Origin of the sequence: Streptomyces sp. NPDC020192 (assembly GCF_044388685.1) — a bacterium.
Taxonomy (GTDB): Bacteria; Actinomycetota; Actinomycetes; order Streptomycetales; family Streptomycetaceae; genus Streptomyces.
Genome location: NZ_JBIRXG010000097.1, coordinates 1 through 4,124, shown reverse-complemented (window position 1 = coordinate 4,124; position 4,124 = coordinate 1). Strand labels below are relative to the sequence as shown.

The following is a 4,124-nucleotide window of genomic DNA, read 5'->3' as shown; positions in this document are numbered from 1 at the left end:
TGGACCCACGGCCTCCCCATCAACTGGACCCCGACCTCAGACGCGCCACACCCGTACCGGCTCGACCTCCCCACCTACCCCTTCCAGCGGCAGCGTTACTGGCTGGAGTCCGCTCCCGTCCCGGTCCCGGTGAGCCATGCCGACGACACGGACGCGCGCTTCTGGGACGCGGTGGAGCGTGAGGATGTTGAGGCGCTCTCCGAGGCGCTGAGTCTGAACGGCAATGGCGAGGCAATGTCGTGGAGTTCGGTGCTGCCCTCGCTGTCGAGCTGGCGGCGACGGCAGAAGGAGTACTCGGCCCTCGACAGCTGGCGCTACCGGATCTCCTGGCGGCGGGTCACCGTCCCCAACCTGCCGACGCTGAGCGGCGATTGGCTGCTGGTGGTGGGGGCGGAGTCGCCCGAGGATTCGTGGAACCAGGTCGTCGCCCGGGCCATGGCTTCGCGTGGCGCTCGCGTCAGCGTGCTCAGTGTCGACTCCGAACGGCTCGATCGGGTCGAGTTGGCCGACTGTGTCCGCGAGCACCTTTCCGGCGGGGCACGGCCGGCCGGGGTCCTGTCCCTGCTGGCGCCGGGTGCCGGTGCCGCGGAGTCGGACCGTCCCGCCGTACCCCGGGCCCTTGCGGCGACCATCGCCCTGGTTCAGGCGCTGGGTGACGCCGGCGTCGACGCGCCGCTGTGGTGTGTGACGAGCGGGGCGGTGTCCGTTTCCGGCACGGAGCACTCCGTGCCCGAGCAGGCGGCTGTGACCGGTCTGGGGCGTGTGGTGGCGCTGGAACAGCCGCTGCGATGGGGCGGGTTGATCGATCTGCCCGCGCATCCCGGCGATCTCGGTGAGCAGTTGGCGGCCCGGTTGGTGGGTGTCCTCGCCGATCACGGTGAGGAGGATCAGCTCGCGTTGCGGGCGTCGGGTGTGTTCGGGCGTCGGCTTGTGCGTGCCCCCCTGGGTGACAGCGCGCCGGTGCGGTCCTGGAAGCCGCGGGGCACTGTCCTCGTCACCGGGGGCACCGGAGGCGTGGGCGGTCGGGTCGCGCGGTGGCTGGCTGCCGCCGGTGCGGAGCATCTGCTGCTGGTCAGCCGGAGCGGCGCCGAGGCTCCGGGGGCCGACGAACTCTCCGCGGAGCTGGCGGAGTCGGGGGCGCGGGTGACCGTCGCCGCGTGTGACGTGGCGGATCGCGACGCGCTGGAGCGGCTGCTGTCCTCGGTGCCCGCCGAGTACCCGTTGACCGCGGTGGTGCACGCCGCGGGTGTGCCGCAGCAGAGCATGGTGGACGAGGTGACGCCCGCCGAGGTGGAGGAGATCCTCTCCGCGAAGGTGCTGGGTGCCCGGCATCTGGACGACCTGCTGGCCGGCACCCCGCTCGACGCGTTCGTGCTGTTCTCGTCGAACGCGGGGGTGTGGGGCAGCGGCGGCCACGGCGCCTACGCGGCGGCCAACGCCTACCTGGACGCGCTCGCCGAGCGGCGCCGGGCGAACGGGCTCACCGCGACGTCGGTCGCCTGGGGTGCCTGGGCCGCGGGCGGCATGATGGCCGCCGAGGGCGCGGCCGAGTACATGGGTCGGCGCGGGGTGCTCGACATGGCGCCGGAGCGGGCCATCGCCGCACTGGTGGCCGCGGTCGAGCAGGACGAGACGTTCGTGGCGGTCGCCAGGGTGGAGTGGGAACGCTTCGTCGTCGGCTTCACGTCGCTGCGTCCCAGCCCGCTGATCGGAGAGATCCCGGAGGCGCGCCGGGCGCTCGCCGAGCTGGCCGCGGAGGCGGACGGGACCGCGGACGTGTCCACGCTCGTGCGGGACCTGGCCGGCATGACGGCGGACGACCGGCGGGCCGCCCTGCTGGAACTGGTGCAGTCGCATGCCGCGGACGTACTCGGTCATGCGGGCGGCACAGCGGTCGACGGGAACCGCGCGTTCAAGGAACTCGGCTTCGACTCCCTCACCGCGGTCCAGCTGCGCAACCGCCTCAACGCGGCCACGGGCCTGCGCGTGCCGGCCACGCTCGTGTTCGACCATCCCACTCCGGCCGCGGTCGCCGGATATCTGGAAGCCCAGCTCCTGCCCGGCACGTCGGGGGCCCCGCTGCCCGTGCTGGAGGAGATCGACCGGCTGGACGCGTCGCTCTTCGACGTTCCGGCGGACGGCGAACTCCTGCTCGCCGTGCAGAACCGGCTCCAGGAACTCCTCTGGAAGCTCGCGGACAGGTCCGCGGCACCAACCGACGAAGGGGCCGCATCCGAGGGCGACTTCGCCTCGGCCACGGCCGACGACATGTTCGACCTCATCGACCGGGATCTCGGACTGTCCTGATCTTCCCGATCAGGAACCAAGGCGCGCATGGAGGTGTCACGGATGCCGAACACGGAAGAGAAACTCCTCGCATACCTGAAGCGGGTCACCGCCGACCTCAAGCAGGCCCAGCGACGCCTGCGTGAAACCGAGGCCTCGGACACGGAACCGATCGCGATCGTCGGCATGGCCTGCCGCTACCCCGGAGAGGTGCGGTCCGCCGACGACCTGTGGCGGCTGCTGGCCGAGGGCGGGGACGCGATCTCGAAGTTTCCCGACGACCGCGGCTGGAACACCGAGGAGCTGTACGACCCCGACCCCGACAGCCCCGGCCGGAACTACGTGCGGGAGGGCGGCTTCCTCTACGACGCGACGGAGTTCGACGCCGACTTCTTCGGGATCTCACCGCGCGAGGCCCTCGCCATGGACCCGCAGCAGCGCATCATGCTGGAGGTCGCCTGGGAGACGTTCGAGCACTCGGGCCTGAACCCGGAGTCGTTCGCCGGGAGCCGCACCGGCGTGTTCGCCGGCATCAGCAACGTCGACTACACCTGGGGGCACGCGCGCGTTCCCGAATCCGTCGAGGGGTACTTCGGGACCGGAAACTTCGCCAGCGTGCTCTCGGGCCGCCTCGCCTACACGTTCGGCCTCGAAGGCCCCGCACTCACGATCGACACGGCCTGTTCGTCGTCCCTCGTGGCCCTGCACCTGGCGGCCCAGGCCCTGCGCCGGGGCGAGTGCGAGGCGGCCCTGGTCGGCGGGGTCACGGTGATGTCCAACCCGTCCGGCTTCGTGGAGTTCAGCCGCCAGCGGGGGCTCGCTCCGGACGGCCGCTGCAAGGCCTTCGCCGCGTCCGCCGACGGCTTCGGCCCGGCCGAGGGCGCGGGCATGCTCCTGGTCGAGCGCCTGTCGGACGCCGTCCGCAACGGCCACCGGGTGCTGGCCGTCGTACGCGGCTCCGCCGTCAACCAGGACGGCGCCAGCAACGGGCTCGCCGCGCCGAACGGCCCCTCGCAGGAGCGCGTGATCCGGCAAGCTCTCCAGAACGCCCGGCTGTCGCCCGAACAGGTGGACGCGGTCGAGGCCCATGGGACGGGTACGACTCTGGGCGACCCGATCGAGGCCCAGGCGCTCCTCGCCACCTACGGCCAGGGACGCCCCGCGGAACGCCCGCTGTGGCTCGGCTCGGTGAAGTCGAACATCGGACACACCTCGGCCGCCGCGGGGGTGGCCGGGGTGATCAAGATGGTGATGGCCCTACGGCACGGGCAGTTGCCCCGGACTCTGCACGTCGACGAGCCGACCCCGCAGGTCGACTGGTCCTCCGGAGCCGTCTCCCTCCTCACCGAACCCATCCACTGGCCCGACACCGACCGCCCCCGCCGAGCCGCCGTCTCCGCCTTCGGCATCAGCGGCACCAACGCCCACATCATCCTCGAACAAGCCCCCACCGACGAGAGCCGGCAGACCCACCCCCCGGTACCCGCCTCCCCCTGGATCCTCTCCGCGAAGACCCCGACAGCGCTGCGCGCCCAGGCCCGACAACTCCACGCGCACCTCACACACCACCCTGACCTCACCCCGACCGACATCGCCCACGCCCTCGCCACCACCCGCACCCCCCACGAACACCGCGCGGCCGTCATCACCGACGATCGCGAGGCACGCCTCGCCGCCTTGGCCACTCTGGCCGAGGGCTCGCCCGATCCCCACGTCGTCAACGGCACGGCGGTGTCCGCGGGGCGTACGGTGTTCGTGTTTCCGGGGCAGGGCTCGCAGTGGACCGGCATGGGACGCGAACTCCTCGACACCTCACCCGAGTTCGCAGCCCGCATCGC

2 protein-coding genes are annotated in these 4,124 nt (G+C 72.1%); both read left to right on the top strand.

Features of this window, described 5'->3' with window-relative positions:
* Positions 1-2,307 (top strand): SDR family NAD(P)-dependent oxidoreductase (locus ACH47Z_RS46955; protein WP_399086725.1); only part of this gene is annotated, 2,307 nt, incomplete at its 5' end.
* A 27-nt stretch (positions 2,308-2,334) separates the two neighbouring features.
* A partial coding sequence (locus ACH47Z_RS46950) for a type I polyketide synthase (protein ID WP_399086722.1) occupies positions 2,335-4,124 on the top strand: 1,790 nt, incomplete at its 3' end.